The 19,289-nt window shown below is 26.5% G+C and carries 19 protein-coding genes and 2 tRNA genes; 11 read left to right on the top strand and 10 right to left on the bottom strand.

All coding sequences use genetic code 4. From position 1 onward, the window contains the following. Positions 1–24: 24 nt before the first annotated feature. The 7 genes from ACSH4Z_RS01260 to ruvA form a co-directional block, all read right to left on the bottom strand. The gene (locus ACSH4Z_RS01260; RefSeq protein ID WP_438340810.1) at positions 25–2,169 is read right to left on the bottom strand and encodes a ribonuclease R family protein; all 2,145 of its coding nucleotides are present in this window, start codon (positions 2,167–2,169) and stop codon (positions 25–27) included. Positions 2,170–2,181: 12 nt separating this feature from the next. Further along, a complete protein-coding gene (gene secG, locus ACSH4Z_RS01255; RefSeq protein WP_438340809.1) occupies positions 2,182–2,424 on the bottom strand; it encodes a preprotein translocase subunit SecG in 243 nt (80 codons plus the stop codon). Positions 2,425–2,438: 14 nt separating this feature from the next. Further along, positions 2,439–4,112: an aspartate--tRNA ligase gene (gene aspS / locus ACSH4Z_RS01250; RefSeq protein WP_438340808.1), complete on the bottom strand. Its 1,674-nt coding sequence runs from the start codon at positions 4,110–4,112 to the stop codon at positions 2,439–2,441. Position 4,113: 1 nt separating this feature from the next. Further along, entirely contained in the window at positions 4,114–5,373 is a 1,260-nt protein-coding gene (gene hisS, locus ACSH4Z_RS01245; protein WP_438340807.1) for a histidine--tRNA ligase, read from the bottom strand. A gap of 15 nt (positions 5,374–5,388) precedes the next feature. Then, a complete protein-coding gene (secDF, locus tag ACSH4Z_RS01240; protein WP_438340806.1) occupies positions 5,389–8,031 on the bottom strand; it encodes a protein translocase subunit SecDF in 2,643 nt (880 codons plus the stop codon). 87 nt (positions 8,032–8,118) lie between these two features. Further along, positions 8,119–9,066 carry a Holliday junction branch migration DNA helicase RuvB gene (ruvB, locus tag ACSH4Z_RS01235; protein WP_438340805.1) on the bottom strand — a complete coding sequence of 316 codons (948 nt, stop codon included), beginning with the start codon at positions 9,064–9,066 and terminating at the stop codon, positions 8,119–8,121. Further along, complete coding sequence (gene ruvA, locus ACSH4Z_RS01230) at positions 9,050–9,661, bottom strand: Holliday junction branch migration protein RuvA (protein ID WP_438340804.1); 612 nt, start codon at positions 9,659–9,661, stop codon at positions 9,050–9,052. Before ruvA ends, ruvB begins: the two co-directional genes overlap by 17 nt. A 111-nt stretch (positions 9,662–9,772) precedes the next feature. On the opposite strand from ruvA, the gene ACSH4Z_RS01225 reads away from it, so the two are divergent. The 3 genes from ACSH4Z_RS01225 to ACSH4Z_RS01215 all read left to right on the top strand — a co-directional run bounded on the left by ACSH4Z_RS01225 (position 9,773) and on the right by ACSH4Z_RS01215 (position 12,135). Continuing rightward, positions 9,773–10,321 (top strand): inorganic diphosphatase, encoded by a 549-nt coding sequence (locus ACSH4Z_RS01225; RefSeq protein WP_438340803.1) that lies wholly within the window; start codon positions 9,773–9,775, stop codon positions 10,319–10,321. Positions 10,322–10,461: 140 nt separating this feature from the next. After that, complete coding sequence (locus ACSH4Z_RS01220; RefSeq protein ID WP_438340802.1) at positions 10,462–10,842, top strand: hypothetical protein; 381 nt, start codon at positions 10,462–10,464, stop codon at positions 10,840–10,842. Positions 10,843–11,025: 183 nt separating this feature from the next. Beyond that, complete coding sequence (locus ACSH4Z_RS01215) at positions 11,026–12,135, top strand: MHO_1580 family protein (RefSeq protein WP_438340801.1); 1,110 nt, start codon at positions 11,026–11,028, stop codon at positions 12,133–12,135. Positions 12,136–12,282: 147 nt separating this feature from the next. Here ACSH4Z_RS01215 and nadE read toward each other — a convergent pair whose 3' ends face one another. Next, positions 12,283–13,050 carry an NAD(+) synthase gene (gene nadE, locus ACSH4Z_RS01210; protein WP_438340800.1) on the bottom strand — a complete coding sequence of 256 codons (768 nt, stop codon included), beginning with the start codon at positions 13,048–13,050 and terminating at the stop codon, positions 12,283–12,285. A gap of 141 nt (positions 13,051–13,191) precedes the next feature. On the opposite strand from nadE, the gene efp reads away from it, so the two are divergent. Genes efp through ACSH4Z_RS01195 form a run of 3 tightly spaced genes read left to right on the top strand, consistent with a single transcriptional unit; the run spans position 13,192 to position 15,894 of the window. Next, on the top strand, positions 13,192–13,749 hold the full coding sequence (efp, locus tag ACSH4Z_RS01205; RefSeq protein WP_438340799.1) for an elongation factor P: 558 nt from the start codon (positions 13,192–13,194) through the stop codon (positions 13,747–13,749). Continuing rightward, a complete protein-coding gene (locus ACSH4Z_RS01200) occupies positions 13,749–14,060 on the top strand; it encodes an MMB_0454 family protein (protein ID WP_438340798.1) in 312 nt (103 codons plus the stop codon). Before efp ends, ACSH4Z_RS01200 begins: the two co-directional genes overlap by 1 nt. Continuing rightward, positions 14,053–15,894, top strand: a complete 1,842-nt coding sequence (locus ACSH4Z_RS01195) for a hypothetical protein (RefSeq protein ID WP_438340797.1) — start codon at positions 14,053–14,055, stop codon at positions 15,892–15,894. Before ACSH4Z_RS01200 ends, ACSH4Z_RS01195 begins: the two co-directional genes overlap by 8 nt. Positions 15,895–15,910: 16 nt before the next feature. Here the strand turns inward: ACSH4Z_RS01195 and ACSH4Z_RS01190 are convergent, their stop codons facing one another. After that, positions 15,911–16,618 carry a pseudouridine synthase gene (locus tag ACSH4Z_RS01190; RefSeq protein ID WP_438340796.1) on the bottom strand — a complete coding sequence of 236 codons (708 nt, stop codon included), beginning with the start codon at positions 16,616–16,618 and terminating at the stop codon, positions 15,911–15,913. A 124-nt stretch (positions 16,619–16,742) separates the two neighbouring features. On the opposite strand from ACSH4Z_RS01190, the gene ACSH4Z_RS01185 reads away from it, so the two are divergent. The 5 genes from ACSH4Z_RS01185 (at position 16,743) to ACSH4Z_RS01165 (ending at position 19,057) form a co-directional block, all read left to right on the top strand. Next, positions 16,743–17,051, top strand: a complete 309-nt coding sequence (locus ACSH4Z_RS01185; RefSeq protein WP_438340795.1) for an MG284/MPN403 family protein — start codon at positions 16,743–16,745, stop codon at positions 17,049–17,051. Continuing rightward, complete coding sequence (locus ACSH4Z_RS01180) at positions 17,035–18,168, top strand: MHO_1580 family protein (protein WP_438340794.1); 1,134 nt, start codon at positions 17,035–17,037, stop codon at positions 18,166–18,168. The genes ACSH4Z_RS01185 and ACSH4Z_RS01180 overlap by 17 nt, the downstream gene beginning before the upstream one ends. Next, positions 18,168–18,713 (top strand): MHO_1590 family protein, encoded by a 546-nt coding sequence (locus tag ACSH4Z_RS01175; protein ID WP_438340793.1) that lies wholly within the window; start codon positions 18,168–18,170, stop codon positions 18,711–18,713. Before ACSH4Z_RS01180 ends, ACSH4Z_RS01175 begins: the two co-directional genes overlap by 1 nt. Before the next feature lie 8 nt (positions 18,714–18,721). Beyond that, the gene (locus tag ACSH4Z_RS01170; RefSeq protein WP_438340792.1) at positions 18,722–18,946 is read left to right on the top strand and encodes a phosphopantetheine-binding protein; all 225 of its coding nucleotides are present in this window, start codon (positions 18,722–18,724) and stop codon (positions 18,944–18,946) included. A 36-nt stretch (positions 18,947–18,982) separates the two neighbouring features. Further along, positions 18,983–19,057 (top strand) — tRNA-Trp (locus tag ACSH4Z_RS01165). Positions 19,058–19,158: 101 nt separating this feature from the next. Here ACSH4Z_RS01165 and ACSH4Z_RS01160 read toward each other — a convergent pair. Continuing rightward, positions 19,159–19,233, bottom strand: a tRNA-Thr gene (locus tag ACSH4Z_RS01160). Positions 19,234–19,289 lie beyond the last annotated feature (56 nt).

Below are 19,289 nucleotides of genomic sequence, written 5' to 3'. Positions count from 1 at the left end.
ATTATAAGATCAAAAAAAGAAATATTAACACAAAGACGCATTAATATTTCCCTTTTCTCTTTCAATCCCAATAATTTTTATTTTATAATTATGGCCAACCTTGAATAAAAGGCGGTCGCCTTTAGCTTCATAATTGGAAATTTTTATAACATTATCATCCAAATCTTCAAATCTTATTAAAACACTTGTTTGATATTCGTTAATATTAAAAAATACTCCAAATTTTTCAATAGAAACGGCCGTAGAAACAAATGTCTTATTGATTAGTGATTCAAAATATTCAGCTTTTCTAATATCAACAATGTCTCTTTCAACAGTCATTGCCGTTCTTTCACTTTCAGAATTCATAAGCGCAATTTGCTCAATTTTACTAGATTCCTCCGAAAACTGTTCATCGCTAATTTTTTTACGAGCAAACAAATATTTCTTAATTAAACGATGCAATAATAGATCAGGATATCTTCTTATTGGTGAGGTAAAATGTGAATAATATTTAGAAGCAAGACCAAAATGACCGATATTTTTAGATGAATATACTGCTTTTTGCATTGTTCTAAGAAAAGCATTTTTTATATAATCATCCAATCCCTTTTCTTTTAATTTATTTACCATTTTTGAAAAACTTAAGGGGTTTCCATCAAAAGGTACCAATATATTATTTAAATGTGCAAATTTAATAAGCTCTTGAAGCTCAAAAAGCTTATCATCAGATGGTTTATCATGAACACGATATATTGAAGGAATATGGTTTTCAAACATCATTTCCGCTATTGTTTCATTTGCTCTAACCATAAAATCTTCAATCATATTTTCACTTTCGCCATCCTCTCTTATTTTGATGTCTACTACTTTATTATTTTCTATAATTAACTTTGGTTCCTTAATTTCAAAATTAACATAACCTTCTTTGATCTTATATTGTCGAATAATTTTTGATATTCTTTGCGAATCATCCATTAATTTTTTTAATTCTAATGATACATTTATCTTTTTATTAAAATAATCATTCACTTCATTATAAGTTAGGCGATAATTAGAATTAATTACACTTTCATAAATATCTTTTTTAACATTATTACCTTCTTTATCTATTTCTAACTCAAGTGTAATAGTACATCTATCGACATTAGGGTTTAATGAACAAATTCCATTAGATAATTCATAAGGTAACATAGGTATAACCTCACCTGGCAAATAAATTGATGTACCCCGAAGCAATGCCTCACTATCAATTTTGCTTCCTTCTTTTACATAATAAGAAACATCCGCAATATGAATATAAAGTTTTGTATTACCATTAGGTAACACAAAACATGATATCGCATCATCAAAATCCTTTGTATCTAGACCATCAATAGTAACAGTTAATAAACTGCGTAAATCTTTTCGTTGTTTAATTTCATGATCACTAACAGATGTAGGCATATTGGAAGCTTCTAGAAGAACACTATCATTGAATTTCTGGCTAACTTCATTTTCTGCGAGAATTTTAGCAAATGGAAATTCAAAAGAATTAATATTTGTAATAATTCTATTAAACTTAATAGCAATATTTTTTTCATTTGGTTCTAAAACAAAAACCTCAGCAACATCATCTCTATTTATATTTTTAGGTATATTCATTAAATTAAAAATCTCAAACTTTCCTTTATCTCGATCATTTGATGCTTCGAAATAAATCTTCCCATTATGCGATCTTAAGAAATTTCCTATCAAAATATTTTTTTTATGTTTTAGTAGTTTTGTAATTTTTGCCTTATATAACAATTCATTTTTATCGTTATAATAATAGAAAATTTTGGCCTCTATTAAATCACCATCAAGTAGATTTCTTGTTTCAAATGGAAATAAAATTGCAGATTTTTTCTTTAATTCATCATTAGCATCAATAAAATCAATAAAACCTAATCTTTTATTAGTTATTGCAACAATATCTTCGACCATTGTAAGATAAAAAATAGGAATATAGGAACCATCCCTCTTGTATTCGATTTTTTCGTTTTCTTCCAATTTTTTAAGTATTAATGATAAATCAGTATTTAATGATGGATGTATGTTTAATTTCTTTACAATTTCCAAAAAACTTAAACCTTGTGGATGAGATTGAATGAATTTTAATATCTCAACTGAGTCTAATTTTTTAACATTTTTAAAAAATTTATTGTTCATTATATGTAAGTTTTAACCTTGCTGTCAAACAACGCGCAAAATAATTGCAAATATAAACATTAAAATGCCTAAGGAAATCATCGACCATTTAAGAACTTTTTTAATTCCGCGTTCTTTTGAAATTTTAAATAGGTCAAGATCATTGCTACCAACAAGTGCACCGCTAAAACTATTAGAATCTGGGGCCATCATAAACGATATTCCTATAATACCTAAGGATATTATTAAAAGAATTACAACTAATGCTCATACCATAATATTATTTTCTCCTAACTTTTAATTTCTATCCCATACTCAGCAAGTTGATCTTTTGTTAATTCTGATGGCGCTGAAGTAAGCAAATCTACACCTTTTGCGTTTTTTGGAAAAGCAATAACATCCCTTATGGATAATGATTTAGTTAAAATCATTAAAACTCTTTCAATACCAAATGCAATGCCACAATGCGGTGGTAGGCCGTATTCAAATGATTTTAAGAAGAAGCCAAATCTTGATTGTTGTTCTTTTCTTGATATTTTTAAAATATCAAAAATCATTTTTTGAATATTGAGATCATGAATTCTAATCGATCCAGAACCTAGCTCAAAACCGTTTAAAACTAAATCATATGATTTAGCTCTAACCTTATTAAACTCATCATTTTTCAGATAATGAACAGTAGATTCATCAAATTGAGTAAACGGATGATGTGCAGGAGCATAAGAATTAGTTTCCTTATCAAATTCAAACATTGGCCAATTAACTATTCACAAAAAGTTTAATTTATTAGGATCTGCTAACTTATATAGCTCATTCAATAGTGTTCTTATTGCACCCAATGCTTTTAAAACATTTTCTTCATCGTTACCGGCCGATATTAAAGCGATCGGGTTTGATAAATGAGTTGACTCTTTTTTTGTTGCAAGGTGTTTGCTAACTTCACATGATGGACAAGTTAAATCTAACGTTTCAAAAAACTCACCACCATTCTTATAAAAAATTTCATTAATTATATCAATATGCTCATTAACATCCCGGTCAAATATTATGCCCTTTACATATTTCATTCCGAATTTATCACTCAATTCCTCTGAATAATCTTGAATTAAATATGGATATCTTGTGTCGGGTTTATCGTTTCCATAATGTTTCATTGAGTATTCAAAATCCATTCGTGGAAATTTTGTTTCAATATTATAGCCTAATTTTCCCAGAACTTCTGCTCACATTTCCTCACATAATGCAAAGATTTCTTCCTCCGAGCCAAAAGACATTTCAATATCTAATTGAGTAAATTCTGGTTGTCTATCCTTTCTTAAATCCTCGTCTCTAAAAACTCTTGCTAGTTGAAAATATTTTTCAACACCTCCAGCCATCAATAATTGTTTAAATAATTGGGGTGATTGAGGTAGTGCAAAAAACCTTCCTTTTTTTCTTGTTGGCACCAGGTAATCTCTTGCGCCTTCTGGAGTTGATTTAGCTAAAATAGGTGTTTCAACCTCAATAAAACCTTTCTTATCGAAAAAATTTCTAATATAAAGCGATAATTTATGTCTAATTTTAAGATTGTTCAATACTTTTTTATTTCGAATATCCAAAAATCTATATTCTAGACGTAAATCCTCATTTGCAGAATTATTCTTATCATCTTCAATATCAAAAGGGATTTGTTTAGATGAATTAAGAATTTGATATTCATTAACTAAAACTTCAATTTCACCTGTTTTTAAGTTTGCATTAGCATCAAGGCGCTTCTTAACGATACCATTAACCTTAATGCAACTTTCCTTGGTTAAAAGTGGGTCAGAAATATTAACAAACACCAATTGAATGATACCGCTAGAATCTCTCAAATCAACAAACATTTGATTCTTAAATTTTCTCTTAGTTGCCACTCAACCAAACAGTTCCACACTATTACCTATATTATTTATATCTAAATCTGCACAATATATTTTTTTCATTTTATATTACATCCTTTATTATCTCTTGAAATTGTTTGATGTCATGGTATTTATGAATAATTTCAATATCTTTAATTTTTATTTTTATTTCTTGATGTTTTGAATTTAATTCCTTAAATATGAGCATTCTAGGTTTTAATTGATAATTTAATTTAAAAAGTTGTTTAACTGAGCATTTTTCATTAATGAATTCAATGTTGTACTCTTTTCTTAAATCATAAGCGATTTTTAATATTTCATCTTTTTCGTGATCATTTATATAACCTATAAGAATATCTAAATCTTCTTTTATCTCTTCGTATTTGTCAATGTTATAAGCAATTATGTTAGATATTCTATCAACGCCGAAAGCAAACCCGATCGATCCGATCATGGGGCCGCCGAAAGATTCAACCATTCCATCATATCTGCCACCAGCAAGAATTGTTGATTTCGAACCAAGAGCCTTCGAGTCTGAAACAAATTCAAAGACAATATCTGTATAATAGTCCAATCCTCGCACTAAATATGGATTAACCTTGTATCTAATATTAAATTTATCTAGCAAAATTAACAACTCATTAAATTCCTGCTTTTCATTATAACTTAAGAAATCAAGTAATTTAGGAGCATTCATTACAAATTCTTTTTTATTTTCCTCTTTATCATCAAGAATTCTAAGGGGATTTTTTTCTAATCTAATTTTTGAAATTTCACTTAGTTGATCTCTGTATTTTAAAAAGTAATCCTTTAAGTATGCAATATATTTATTTCTGCTTTCAATGCTACCAAGATTATTAATTTCTAAAATAGAATCATTTATTTTTAAATCATTTAAGAAATCATTAGCAAATTTAATTGCCTCAAAATTAGAGAGAACTGATTTTTTTTCGATTAATTCAATTCCACCTTGAATAAATTGTCTATATCTACCCTTCTGTGGTCGCTCATATCTAAACATAGGACCAAAGTAAAATAATTTTGCCTTTGTAAAATTATTTATCTTATTTTCGATATATGCTCTAATAACTGATGCTGTGCCTTCAGGCCTTAAGCTAATAGTTCTATTGCCGTTATCGCGAAAAACATACATTTCTTTTGTTACAATATCACTAGTTTCACCAGCTGCTCTTATAAAAAGATTATAGTCTTCAATGATTGGTGTTTCAATAAATTGGAAATTATATTTTTTGCTTATTCCCTCAAAAGTCTTACGAATAAAATTTAGTATTTTAGCCTCTTTATTATAAATATCCTGTGTGCCTTTTAATCTTTTGAACATATATTCCTCACTAAATTACATCGAAAAATCATTAATACCAATAAAGGTTTGCTCTTGGATTTTTTCTGTTTTTCAAAAATCATTTTCAATTCTTTTGTGTTTATTTTTATATCTTAAATTAATTAAATGTTCTAATAGTCTTGGAATAATAAACATGTTTAAATATCAAGTAAATAACAATGCTAATTGAAGTGAAAATATTGCATTAAACGATACACTCACAAGCAAGAATGGAGCTGATGATAATAATACAAATCCCAAAATAACATTAAATGTTTGAATAGTAAAGGTATCACTTATTAATATTTTGATAATATTATGAACCTGGGTTGGATTATAAATAAAGTTCTTGGTATTAGTATCTTTTAAAATTTCATCTTTTATGATTGATGAATTGATTACCGAATCAACAATATTGATAAACGAAACAAATAATAAACCGTCAAACACAAAATTATCAATTTTAGTTCTAAAGATAATGAATATCCCTAACACTAAACCAATCAAAAGAATTTGTTTTACTATAAAAATAACTGCTGATTGCATTGAATATCTAACTGTGATATATATGAATATGCAAATATTGGTTAATAGCATTAATAGAGAGATTCAGGCAGTTGAATACCCGATGCTGTTATTTCCTAAAGCATTAGAGCTAGTTACTAAAGTAACATCTGCATAATTCTTTGAATTAAATAACTTTAGCAATTCGTTGTTTATTAAATTGCTCATATCCATATTTGAATAAATTAATAGCGAATTTAATCCGTTTTCACTTGCTTTTACTTTCTCGATTAAAACACCTTCATTATGAGAAATAATAAAATTTTGCAATTCATTTAATATAGTAGTTTGTCCACTAATATCAACGCCATTTTTGAAATTTAAACCAACACTATAAATAAACTTAAATTTTAAATTAGAATCAACATTAAAACCTAATAATGCTGACTTTTGTATTCCAGAAAAGGAACCAAATATTAATATTGACACCATAAGAATAGCGATAATAGGAATAATAAGTAGTCTTGCTTTAAAGAAATTATTAATCTTTAAAGTAAATTTATGTATTTTTTTATTTGCACTTAAAAGCAAATACTTCTTATTATCAAACGATTCGGTTTGAATTATAAGTCTAAACAATATGGTATTTAAACCAATAACAATAAAAGAAATTAACAAAGCGCCAATGCCCATTAACGCACCAATAGTTGAAGAATGATTAATATTTAAATAGAAAGCCAAAATGGCCCCAATGCCTATAACAGCTACTACATCAAGTCCAGATATCAATGACCTTTTTGTCGCCTTATTTATAGCTTTGTTAGTATTCGAACCTTCCTTAATTTCCTTTGCAAAGATGTGCAATTTTCTAATTAATAAACTAAATGCAATAAATAGTAACATAATTGCTGTTAGTCCAATTATTGAATTTATAACTACACCAAAAGCAGTTATGATTGATAAAAATACAAATATCAAGAATGCCAACGTAACACTAGCAGTTACACCAAGTAGTCTGTACTTTATTAATAAAAATAGTGACATAACGGCTCACATAACAACTATAGCAATGATATATGAATCAAATTGTCTATATGATTTAGTAATAAAATAAGCAGTTTGTTTTTCTAATTTAAATGGTGTATATGAGAAATTAATTAAAGAAGTTAATTGTTTATTTGAATAACCATTAGAAATGTTATTAATTAAGTAAAATATTGAATCACGTTTTTTTGATGAAATCAACGAGATAGGAGATATTGCAGAAATTAAATATCTTTGGGCATTAATTGAATATTTTAAGCTTGGTTTTAATGTCTTTAATACTTTTCCGTCCTTATCGCGTGTAACATCATCACCTGCTTTATTATTGGCATATGCATAATTAACAGGATTATTTTTTGCTCTATCTCAATTTTCTCTATCATTTTGAATGGCATTTTGAATGAATTCATCCAAATTTAACCAAAAGTATACTTTTGAGCTAGGGTCATCTTGACCTTGTCCTTGTTGTTGAAAACCTCTTATAAAATAATCATATGCAAGGTGTGTAAATTGATCTCATGCATAACTATTCAATTTAATTTGAATTCTATCTGCATAACCCTCAGGTATTTTATCACTTGCGGGATTTGGATCTAAATCCATGTTAAAATTTTGAGACCCTTCATCAATGAGCTCTTTCAACCCATGGAATGAACTTTCATTACCTTGATATCTACCTTTATAAAATAATGGATTACCATTATGATCGGTAATTGTTAAATTAGGTTTTTTAATTAATGAGTCTAAAAGCTGTTTTTGGGATTTATCATCAGTTGCTGACAAATCTTTTACTTCAATAAGATTATTAGACAATAAATTAACATCATAGTTAGAAGTTAATTTATCACCTTTTTCTTGAAGGTACTGCTTTACAATATCTGCAATTTTATTTGGTTGTAATTCGTTTTTAGAACTTGTTTGGTTGCTATTTTTTTGAATTTTTAAAACTGTTTTAGTTCCGATAATTTCATTATTAGTACGATTAAATTTATTCAATGTTGGTGTTAAATAAAAAATAGAACCAAAAATAAATGCTAACAACATCCCAATAAATATAAAAATACTAAAAACTCATTTTATTGCAGGGCTAATTTTATTTTTTTTATTCATAGGTACAATTATATAATAATTGTTATATTTTGAATATATTTTAATAGTTATAAAGTTTTAAATATAAAAAACATAAAAACTTATTAGTTATTTATTAATTGATTTTAGATATTCAATTCCGTCGCTGGTTATTCTTCGACCCCTAACAGTTTTTTCAACGAACTTTTTTACTAAAAGAATAGGCTCTAAATCATTAATTATTGTTACCTTATCATCTTTTAAAATTGAACTTATAGTATCTAAAGAAGCACTTTTATTTTTAAATACATTTTTTAAAATGCTCAAATATTCAACCTGAAAAATATTTAATCCCCCGGGATATATATCTAGATACTCAAATGATTCCTTTACCAAACTTGCTTCTATTTGATTTAAGTTTCGAAATAATGCAAAGTCATAAACTCTTTTTAATAAGTTGTTAGCAATCCTTGGAGTAGATCGACAGTTTCTTGCTATTTCCTCAATTGCATCTGGTGCGATTATAATGTTATTTCTATTGGCTGAATTACTGATTATCTCTTTAATTTCTTCGTTACTATAAGGCAATAATTTTCCGATATATCCAAATCTATCTTTTAGTGGATTTGATACTAAATTAAATTTTGTAGTAGCTCCTATTAATGAGAACTTATTTAAATTTAATCTCATTATTTTCATATCACCTTCAACACCAACAGGCAAATCAATAACATAATCTTCAATGGCAGAGTATAATAATTCCTCAATATTCTTATTTATACCATGAATTTCATCAATAAACAGAATATCATTTTCACGCAACGAAGAAAACAAAGTTAATATATCACTTTTCTTTTGAATCAGGGGCCCTTGCACATAAATGATGTTACTTTTAGTCTCATTAGCAATTATTTGAGCTAAGGTAGTTTTACCTAATCCTGGTGGCCCGTAAAATAATAAATGGTCAATAGGTCTTTTTTGTTTTAGTGCTGAGTTTATCATCACTTTTAAAGTAGATGTAATCTTATTTTGCCCAATAAAATTATCAAAACTTTTTATTCTAAATTCTTGCTTCATTTTGTTTTTGACTAATTATTTTAATTGCATTTTCAACAGATTCTTCAATATTGCTCGTTAATTCCATATTATCAAGAGCAAGTCTGATCTGATTATTTTTGAATCCTAACATTTTCATTGTTTCTTCAAATTCTTTTAAAACTGTGTTGTTTTTTGAAACTTTATTGAATTTTTGCATTTCTTCATCACTCATCTTTGAAATAAATTTAATATATTTATCCTTTAAGGTTAATAAAATTGCATTAGCAATCTTTGGCGATACATAAGGTACCTTTATTAACTCTTCTTTATTAGAGTTTGCAATATAATTAATAATATTTTCTCAACCTGAATTTAATATTGAAATAGCAGTTTTGGGACCTAATCCTTGCAATGAAATTAAATCCTCAAAAACTACCATTTCTTTAAAATTGTCAAATCCATATGTCACCCTAGAATATTCATTGTTTATTTCAGATATAAATATTTTTCTCACCTCCCCTGCTTTAAATCTACTCATTTGTGGCGCATAAATAAGTTCACCTCTGCCATTGTGGTCTAAAATAAAATAATTTGTATTTGTGTGTACAATTTTTCCGTATAAATAAATTGTCATTTTTTTCTTCCTCCTGAATTCAAATATAAGTGCGAAATTTTAAAAATCATCGACTTTAAGAAAAAATAGGGAAATTTTTTAGAAAAAATAAAAATTGATAAAATTTTATTTATGAAAAATGTAATAGTAAATATAGAAATTCCTAAAAATTCAAATATTAAATATGAGTATGATCGAAAAACCAAAAAAATAAAAGTTGATAGAATTTTGCGTGAGGGTTTTAGATATCCAGCAAACTATGGTTACCTTTCAGAAGCACTTGATTGAGATGGCGATGAACTAGATGTCTTAGTTTATTCACCTGAAATTTTTATGCCCGGTGTCTCAGTTGAAGCTAGAATTATTGGAGCAATGAAAATGATTGATTCAGGTGAAACTGATACTAAATTAATCGCCGTTCATGCTGATGATTATCGTCTTGATCACATTAAATCATTAGATGACTTGGATAAAATGTGACTACATTCAGTAGAAATATTCTTTAAAAACTATAAATTCTTCAAAGGCCCAAATATTACCAGTATAACTGGATTTGAAGATGCAAAATGAGCACAAAATGAATATAATGAATGTGTCGAATTAATGCAAAAATACGGCTCTCTTACTAAAGAGGAATTCATTAAAAAAATGAAAGAATTACACCCAGATAAATATCTATAAAATGTAGCATTGCTAAAAATGCTACATTTTTTTTGAAACTTTAAAATTTTTTTATATTTATAAATATAAAATGTTTTTTCAGTTTCATAGATTCCTATAATTCCTAAAAAAAATATTAAAATAATGGTGAAAGGTAAAAAATGAGACAAAGATTTAAAAATATCCTTATTATAAGACCAATATTATTAAAACTATTAAAGGATTTTGTGGGTTTAAAAAATGAAAATGGCAGTTTTAGATTAGAATTAGACATTACTAGACTTGAACTGGAATTATCCAAAAAAATTGCAAATTTTGAAGAACTTAGATTGCAAAGATTAGAAATTACGAGCGGATCAAAACAATTAGTTATAAAACTAATTAAAAGTCTAAGTCAATTGGACCGTTCAATATTACTAACAATTTTATTCAAAGACGATCTAAGCAACATAACTTGAAAAACCTTCAATATATCAAAATCCACATTCTATCGAAGATTAAAATTTATCGAAAGTTTATTATATTGATGTTTATTCGATTAATAAAATAGTCAAATAAAGCTTATTTGCAAAGATAGCAAATATAGCTTTTATTTATTTTGGCAAAAAATGAGAACAAAATATTTTTTTATGTAATAAAAGGTTTCAAAAGTTTCATTTATTAGCATAAAGTAAAAAATAATGGTGTACTTATTATGCCCATAAGAGAGGCATAGAGAGGATTTAATGCTACCAATTTATAATTATTCAAACATTGAACACCAAAAAGAAGTTGTTGAATATAAAGAGAAAATTAGTGCAACTGTCGGAACATACAATGTCGAAGATAGATGAAATTTAGTCATCGGACTTACAAAAAATCAAAAATGTGAAATATTAATTTTAAGAAACCTAAAAGAGAATACATGAATTATTGAATTCACGATTCCTAAATCAGCATATGAGAATTCAAGAATTAAAATTTTGCAATTAAATAATAAGGATCTTGAAGTGCAAGATCTAGAGAAATTAGAAAATGAACGGATAAAATTTCGCATTTCAAAATATGTAGACAAAAGCGAAATAAAATTCGAAGATTTAAAGGAACTAAAGGTCAGTTTTTATAACAGGTGAAGAGCTAATTTTTATAACAAGCTTTCTTTTGTTATTAATTTCAAAATAGAAAATAATGTTGTTGATTTTAATAATATTAATGTTAAAGAAAAAGATTTGAAGTTTGAGCTAATTGAATCTATAAAAATTACCTTCGATGGCGAGACTGGGGAATATACAAACATTTTTGAAAATAATGTTGCTTATGCTAATAACCTAATTTACAATATGAAGTTTTTTAACCTAAAACAAAATAATTTTTTAGAAAAAGCAATGCAACAAACGATTGAATTAAAGAGTCCAGATCAATATTACATTCCTAAAAGGCAATATCAGTTAGAATTTTTAAATAGTATCTCTATTGAAGAAGGCAATAGATTTATTACTGCTGAATTAATACCAAGAAAAACCGAAATAAACAAGTTCAAGTACACAATAGATTACTATATAAATAATAAAAATAGTTGAAATAGTAAAAAGAAAGAATTTATTAGTTCCAAAACAGACGGACTTATAGGCTATCATATTTCGCCAACATTTAAAGGTAATGTTAAATTAGAATTTCAACTAAATCAAAACATCATAAATAATGTTAGCAAAATTAAATATTATGACCATTTTGACAAAAAACTTTTTGATTCTAACGAGGGATTAATCAAGCTTTTTTGTCAAGTTGTAAAGACAACTGATGAATATCAAAATTTATATTATTCAAATTGAAAAAAACACATAAAAACTTCATAAATTTTTAAAATTTAGGTTCGAATTAATAAAGGCCTAAATTTTAATTTAACATTATGCCTATATATTAACTAAATTTAAAAAAAATTTATATATAACATTCATTAATTAAAAATTAATAATTTCAATGTAGTTATAAAAAAATAAATTTTATTTAAACTTTGGGCCTCTTGGAATTAACTTTCTTTTATGGCTTGTTTTTTTATGAAAATACTCAATTTTAGTTGAAATATCACTACTTATTAAAGTATTATCCATAATATATTTTTCGAAATCATCATATGAAAAACCAAGTTCATCTTCATCATATTGATCATTAAGCAAATTAGCAGAAGGTCTCTTATCCAAAATTTCTGTTGGTGCATTTAATAGTTTAGCCATTTCATAAATATCAGATTTAAATATATTTGCAAATGGTAATAAATCGCAACCACCATCACCTCATTTGGTAAAATATCCTAAATAATATTCATCAAAATTGTCTGTACCCAATACCAATGAGTTATTTTGTTGTGCTTTGGTATATAAAACATTCATAAAATATCGTGATTTAGTATTAGCTTTTATTCAATCCTCCTTTAAATTAAACTTATCAGAAAAATCGTTAAATTCTTTTGTTAAATCAATCGTTTCAATCTTATTTTCAACAACTAAATTTAACTTCTTGATGTGCATTTCATTAATATCATCTACCTTTGTTTTTAAATAATAAAAATGAGCATCTTTTTTAAAAACTTGATAACTAATAATTGCCAAGGTTGAACTATCAATGCCGCCAGAAATCCCAAGGACAACCCCGCTAGCATTAGCTTTTTTCACCTTATTTCTTATCCAATTTTGAATTTTTTTAATCATTATCAAGTATTTATTGTTTAAGTTTTTTTTATCATTATAATTATTTAATTCATTTTTTTTCATAGTAATTATTCTATTATTAAAATTTAGATTTTATAAATGTTTTTAAATTAATATTAATTTATTAATTTATAATTTAGATATTTTTATTATAACAATATAAAGCAAATATAATTAATAAACAATATTTTAAGGAGTTAAATTATGATAAATGTTAATGACCTAAAACCGGGTGTAACCTTTAAATTAGACGGTAATATTTATGTTGTTTTAGAAGCACAACACTCAAAACAAGGAAGAGGCCAAGCCAATGTTAAAGCAAAGGCAAAAGATCTAAGAACCGGATCAATAACTGTAAAATCTTTTACTGGTGGTGAAAAAGTAGAAAAAGCAATGATCGATAAGGTCTCAATGGACTATCTATACAATGCAGGAGATAACATTGTGCTAATGGACCAAGAAACATTCGAACAAATAGAAATACCTGTATCAACAATAAAATGAGAAGTCAATTTTTTAAAAGAAGGTATGAAAGTTATTGTTAGAAAATATGAATCAGAAGTTTTGGATATTGAATTACCAGCTAATGTTGGATTAGTAGTAACAGAAGCGCCAGATGCAGTTAAAGGAAACACAGCTCAAGCCGCCCAAAAGAAAGTTACTTTGGAAACCGGTTATGTAGTCGAAACTCCTCTATTCATCAAAGAAGGAGAAACAATTTTGGTTTCAACTGAAACTGGTAAATATGTAGGAAGAGCATAATGAGCAATTTTATCTCAGTCAACACAAGAATGAATTTTGACTTCAAGGTTGAAGAACATGTTATTTATCAAGCAATAAATCAATTCTTTGAGTCTCAAGACTCAATAATTCTTACAAAAAAACCTATTATTAATATAAAAAATAGCACAAATAATATTGAGATTTTTATTTCTTACAAGTTAAAAAAAGAAGCTATATTATCATTCGAAACTAAGAACGCAATATTCATGCTTGAACAAAGAATTTATTCATTAATCAATGTTAGACCAAACAATATTAACATTGTTTTTGAAGGAATTGAAAATGTTTAAAAATAGAAGAATTAATAATTTAGCTATTGATAATATCAAAATTAATTCATTAGCCCAGATAGCAAATACTAAAAATCCAAATGTAGCAATTAATATTAGCGCTGCAAAGATTTTTCATGCACTCTTTGCTTTTCATTATAAATTTGATATAAATAATCCCCAGTGAATATCTAGAGATAGATTCATTCTTTCGTGTCCGGATGTAAATACCACCTATTACACAATTTTATATTTAATGAATCTTATTACGAAGGAAGAAATTGAAAGCATTAATAAACCAAGTTGCAAATATCATAACTATTTAAAACGCAATAACAAACTTGGTATTGACTTTTCATCAGGCAAACATGGTTGTGGTATTGCAGAGGCTGTTGGTATTGCGGTTGCTGAGGCCTTTTTATCAAGTAATTTTTCTGAAATAAATCACTTTACATATGTTTTCGCTTCAAGCAAAGATCTAGAAACAAGCATTGCGACTGAAGCTCTACAATATGCAGGATCAATCAAACTAAATAAACTAATTGTGCTATATGATTCAAACACATTATTAAATAACTTTAATTCTAAAAAGAATAGTAATGACATTAGAAAAACATATGAATCATATGGATTTAATTATATTATTTTAAAGGATGCTAATTATAAATCTATTGCAAACGCAATATCGAAAGCTAAGAAGGCAAAAAAACCAACACTTATCGAAATAAAAAGTTCAATTGTTGAATTAGCAGTTAATAATTTTAACAACTACTACAATAATAAATATTATTTAACAGTAGATGAAATTGAGGAATTCAAAGAAACAACTAACTTCAAGCGTGGTGACTTTTTTGAGAAATATCAAGAAGTGGTAGATGAGTATAAGAAAGTTATTAATTATAATAACGATTTATTTAATAAATGAACTGCTTCAGATAAATTAATTGAATTCTTGGGAGAAGATCTAAAAGAAAATGTAAATGATAACTTTATATCAAATTCAGGCGATATCTACTCTAATATGGTTGTTATCTTAAATAATATATTTGATAAATACAAAAACGCTTTCCTACTTTCTTCTTCGCTAGATCCAATAACAAGAATTAAATCAACTAACGGAGTTTTTGATTTTAACAACAAAGATGGCCGTTCTTTACTATTGGGATTAAAAAACGAGGCAATGAGTTTAATTGCAAATGGTATATTTGGACACTCAAATTTTAAACCAATAATAATTGATTCCTTATCAAATACAGACAAGTTAATTCAAGGAATCAAAAAATCTGTTAGTGATAACCTAAAGGTATTATATATTCTAAAAAATGACTTAAATTCTGTTGAAAACTCTAATATTTATTACCAAAACGAGGAACAAATAGGTATTTTATTGCAAATTCCTAATATAAAAATTTTATATCCTGGCGATCTTAATGAATTGATGGGCTCTATTGAATATTACCTTAATAAATTTAATGGTCCCGTAATCATTATAGCCAATTTTCATAGCAATTGAAATTGTGAAAAAACTTCAAAATACAAATTTCTATCAGGGTCTTATCATGTACTAAAAAATGATTCAAAATATAGCCTTTTAGCCAAAGGCAACGATCTCCAGGTTGCATTCAAAATTGCCAATAAGCATAACTTGAATTTAATTTCAATATCAAATGATGAAAATATTGCAAAATTAAATTATGATAAAAAAACGGCTATAACATTCACAAAAGATATTTCTGAAGGTTGAATGAAATATGCTAAATATAACCTCAACATAAATAACTCAAACAACAAAATTAAATCAGATTTTAATTATATTGAAAAAAATATAAAATTAATCATTAATAACAAAAGCTAGGTTCTTATATATCTACCTAGCTTTTTTTAATTTTTTTAAACCATTCCAACTCAGAGGCCGTAATATGCCTATGTTCTCCAACTCTTAAACCATCATCTGTAATAACTCCATATCTTTTTCTATGTAATTTTTTAACAAAATTATTAACTAATAAAAAGAGATTTTTCACATGATGATTTCTACCTTCTTTAAGAACTATAGAGTAGGTTAAATCTTTAATATGTTTTATTGTTTGTTTAGAAAAAACACCATTAAGTTTTACAAAATTAGAGTTTAAAAAATTTAAATCTTTTTCACTCATTGGCTTTTCCAATGTTGCAATGTATTCTCTTTCTATATTAGATGAAGGATGGGCCAAAATATTAGCAAAATTGCCATCGTTAGAAATAATTATTACTCCTGTTGTATTAAAATCAAGCCTTCCAATTGAATAGCAATATTTATCCATTCCCATTCACTCATAAATAGTTTTTCTACCCTGCGGATCTCTTAAAGTGCAAATGGTGTTTCGAGGTTTATTAAGTAATATATAAAATTTTTTATCACTTCTTTCGATGATCTCGCCATCTATTTTAATAACAGCCTCAGCATCAACTCTCTGACCAATTTTTGCAACTTGACCATCAACTAATACTCTTTTTTGCATAATCATTTTTTCGGCCTCGCGTCGCGAACAAAAACCAAAATCCGAGATCATTTTTTGCAATTTAACCTTGTTTTCCATAATTAACAAACCCTTCAAATAACACGTTAAAAAAAATATATTTATATTATAAATATTTTGCGTTCATAGTTTCTTTTTTATTTATCTTTTTGATTTATCTAATTTAATTAAAGCAGGAGGAAAAATGTTGGAAAACAAAATTAAAAATCTTAAAAGTATGAGTTTGCAAAGAAAACGAGCTTTTATAATTGATTTTTGCCTAAATCAAAAACTTAAAAGAATACAAAACAACATGAAAGATACTAAGAATGTAGGATTGTTAGATTTTTTCATAAGTTCGCTAAGTGAGGACTATAAAAAAATCTTCATTAATGATTTTATTACAGTAGATGGTGATTCGTCGTGATATCTTGAAAACTGATCTAAAAATGCTTATTATAAGAAATTAAATTATTTAGTAGACCTATTTATAGATTATGTTTATTGCTTTTAATGAAACCCCCAAACTTCATTCATTAGAAAATAAGCAAGAACAGTGAATGGAAGAATATATCATAAATGCAAAACAAAGAAAATATTTAGAAAACTGAAATAGTTTCAATGAATTAACCACAATTAAAATCAGACGCATTATAAGAAGCGATAAATTCATTATTACATTTGAGCATAAAAATCCATTAAAAGAAATAGAAGCCATAAGAGTTAATGGACTAATTAATAATAAAATAATAGAATTCAAGCCAAAATATGAATATAATAGTGGTCATTTTATACTAACTTATAATAGTGATAATGATTCTAAAAATAAATTGGAATTTAATGACATAGCAAATATCAATTTTGAAATTGAATATAAGGTGAGAAATTTATGATATCAAGCAAAAGCATTTACCTATTGAATTAAAAACAATCCAAGATCTAAAAATATAAATCTAAATAATACGAAGGCCATAAATGTATTAAGTGAGATTGAAATAAAATCACTACCAGACCGCATTAATAAGAACATAATTAACCATAAATTCAAAACAAAATATTTGAATTTATTCTTTAATACTAACAATTTAAAACAAGGAATTCATAACATCAAACTATTATCACTAAAAATTGCCAAAAGCGATCAAGAGACTAATGAAGAATACATTCTAGATAATAGTGATATTTATGATTTAACATTTTCATCTGCAAACATTTATGACTACGCAAAAAATAAGTATGATACTAAGCTTAGCTATCATAATTTTAATAATGCTGACTTAGTTATAGATACATATTCTTATTATGATAAATTTTCAGATACTGTTATGGTAAATAATCAAAACCTTAATGCAAAATTAGGGATTCTAATACCATTAAAATACAAGGGAACATATGGTTATGAAATTAACCTTGATATAGGCAAAAATTTAAAGTCCTTTAAAATGAGTTATTCACAAGAAATTGAAAAACCTTTTTTTGATATCAACAATGGATTAATAAGAATGAATACAAGATCAATTAAAGGTTGACTTACAGATGAAAAATGGCACAAAATTAAATATGATAATTTTGCGGACGTAATCAAAATGGCAAACTCTTTGCAATCAATAGAACAAATAGGAGGTAAATAATGAGTGAAAAAAGTAAAAAATTATTATTATGAACATCATTAACCATAGCGATTGGTGGTTGTGCTGGGTTGGCGACAGCATTTGTAGTATTACAACAAAAAAACAAAGAAAAAGAAAGTAGCCAAGTCGATACTATTCAAAAAGAAAAATTAAACGACAAAACTAATAAACTATCAATTAAAAAAAGCCAACAACAAAAAGATTTAAAAAATAAAGAGAATGAATTGGAACAAAATGACCATAAAGAAGATTCATACATAGAACCACAAGAAAAGAAAAATATTAATTGAAATGATGTTTTTCCTAATATAAAGAGCAGTGACTATTATGACAAATTAAACTATAGAAACGGGCAGGCTTGAATTGATGAAGACATGATAGTTTATATCATAAAAGACATCATAAATAGAATGCTTGTAACTGAAGGCGAAGTTGAATATGCTTACAAACAAATTGATGACCAAAATTTGTTAATAACTTTTAAATGGAGCAGTGAAAAAGAAAAAAGTGTTGTAACATACAAGATAAATACAAATAAGTTATAATAATATTTATGAATTTTAAAGAATTAGTATTTAACGAACTTAAAAAACATACAAAAAAAATTTTTAATAACGAAACATTAATTAAGGATCTTGATATCGATAGTTTAGATCTGGTTCTATTAGTTTCAGATATTGAAGTAAAACTAAAAATAGAAATAAAAGACGAAGAACTAATAAAATTAAAAACCATTGGTGATATTATTTACATAATAGAGCAAAAATATACAAAATAGAAAAAAAATGTATAATATTCTATGAGCGTTTCTTATACGGGTATAGTTCAATGGTAGAACAACGGGCTTCAACCCCGTGTGTTGTGAGTTCGAGTCTTGCTACCCGTGCCATATCATTAATAAATGTTTTAATAGAACAACTAAGGTTGTTCTATTTTTCTACAAAAAGAAAAATAAAAGCCAATTGAATTGGCTTTTGGCAATTAAACATATGGTGCCGTCAACTGGAATTGAACCAGCGACCCCTTCCTTACCATGGAAGTGCTCTGCCCCTGAGCTATGACGGCAATATTTAATACGCTAATAATTATATAAAAAAATGCATATTATTTTTAATAAATTT

The organism is Mycoplasma sp. 125, from assembly GCF_051549845.1.
Classification (GTDB): domain Bacteria; phylum Bacillota_I; class Bacilli_A; order Mycoplasmatales; family Metamycoplasmataceae; genus Metamycoplasma.
The sequence above is the reverse complement of the archived record's forward strand: the minus strand, read 5'-3'. Positions and strand labels throughout refer to the sequence as shown.